Origin of the sequence: Vibrio sp. 1F279, assembly GCF_041439815.1 — a bacterium.
GTDB classification, from domain to species: Bacteria; Pseudomonadota; Gammaproteobacteria; order Enterobacterales; family Vibrionaceae; genus Vibrio; species Vibrio tasmaniensis_A.
On sequence record NZ_JBGOOU010000109.1, the window covers coordinates 1 to 1,889 of the forward strand.

2 protein-coding genes are annotated in these 1,889 nt (G+C 51.3%); both read right to left on the bottom strand.

Going from position 1 to position 1,889, the window contains the following annotated elements:
* The coding region (locus tag ACED60_RS25585; protein ID WP_371728725.1) for a TrbI/VirB10 family protein at positions 1-1,412 on the bottom strand (1,412 nt) is incomplete at its 3' end.
* Positions 1,402-1,889: type-F conjugative transfer system secretin TraK (locus tag ACED60_RS25590; RefSeq protein WP_371728727.1), on the bottom strand; the 488-nt coding region annotated here is incomplete at its 5' end. The genes ACED60_RS25585 and ACED60_RS25590, both read right to left, overlap by 11 nt.

The window sequence follows — 1,889 nt, forward strand, 5'->3', positions numbered from 1 at the left end:
TGATTGCTGTTGGAGACTTGCTCACGCTGCTCATTCATACGCGTTTCGTATTCATCGGCCAGCAATGGATCTAATGGAAAGCCTTCCAAAAAGACAATATTGACGATGGCACCAGGATTGACTTCCACTATCGGATGATAGAGTTCGGCCAGTTTGATGTAGTAGTCCGCCAATTTGCTGCCAACGCTCTCCGTGGCGCCGCCAAGCAGATTCAAGCCAATTTTATCGCTGTTGATGCTTTGACTTGGGCCGAGCGCCGTCGGTGTCGTGGTTTGTGCCAGCGCTTTACCTGCATCCCCTACGCCTTGCAAGATCCCCGCAATGCCGGCCATTTGAACGATCTTACCGTTTTTCAAAATGGTGGTACCGCGAATACCATTGCGACCAAAGTTAAACACGGTCGCATTGACGGGGATATCGAGAATATCGCCATTGGGTTGTATGCAGCTCATTCTACTGGTGCGAGCGACGCCGCGGCTGGATGAGATCTCACCGTAGACGGCGCCGGTGATCGTGCAATCCTTCAATTTAGAGGCCTGACCGTTGGGTAAGACCCCCTGATTGACTGTCTGAAAGACAATCGGTGAGGTATCCCCTTGTCCAGAGACGCCCCCATTAGCATCAGCGCCGCCGGTAATTACGGCGGTCACAAAGGTGCCGGTTGGCACGTAGTTATCGGTCGTGCGACGGGATTGTTTCTCCTCGACACTGGCTTGCCAGTGAAATTCAAAGCTATCAAAGGCATCACCACTAAAGGCCACATCATCTTGCTCTTGGTACTGGAACTCATTCACCTTGGCGTTATCCATGTTGCTATTAATGGCCGGTCTTGGGGGCAGTTTGTATTGGCCAAAGGTGTCTCCTTGGTTGGTCTCGATGCCGTGTTGAGTCGAAGGATCGCCTGCCTTGAGGGTTGAGGCTAATTGCGTCTCAAGCTGCGCCTTGAGCGCGTCAACTTCATCGAGCTTTTGTTGCATCTGCTGCTCAAGCTCTGTCAGTTGCGATTTTGTATCGCGCTCATTGGCCTTTTTAATGTTCTCTAACTCAGAGGTTAAGCTTTGTCCAAAGCGACTTAATGTGCCTTCAAACCGCGCTAAGCTTTGTTCTATTTGGTTGATTTTGTCTTGTTGAAACGTCAGGGCGGACTGGTTGTCTTTGTCGGTAAAATCATCGGTGACGACAGCGCCAAATCCGACATCTTGAATGCCCTTGCTTGGCGCTTGGGGAGACAGTGTTAACCGCCAAACAACAAAAGCCAGGGCGGTCAATATCAGCAATACCGTGAGCGTAATGGTGCGATTGCGCTTTCTTGTCACGGCATTGATCGTGCCGCCGTCTTCAAAGTCCCCGTCGGTGTCTTTGAAGACGCGTTTCTTAAAACGGCCCAAGGCGTCTTTTTGTTTATCGAGCATGGGTGGCGCCTCCTCCAGTAATGAGATAGAGCGTGGTAGTTTGCCCAGGTTTTAATTGATAGGCATCGAGCGCGGCTGAGCGTGCGGAATAGCTGTAGAACTGCGCGGTGGTCAGCGCCATGTCACTGCGGCTTTGATTTTTGAGCTGATAAACCACCCCAGAATAATGACGGCCCACGAAGACCGTTTGAGGGATGATGGCCAGTGACGCTTCATCTTTGGGTAAGGTTTTGGGGTCAACGTCGTGACGTTTAAAACCAGCAATGGGAGCGCCATCATGGACAAAACGTATCATGGCTTTGGTGAGCGCTGTCATGGCGGCGGGATAATCCGCCGCCTGCTCAATCGGGCTTTGCTGCTCTTTGTAATTTTGCGACCAAACAAACTCCGTGACCAAAGATGGTGTAGCTTTGGGGGTAATAAACAGCGCAAACAATCGCCCTTTCTCTGTCGTCAGGTGCGCGGTAAACGGTAAGG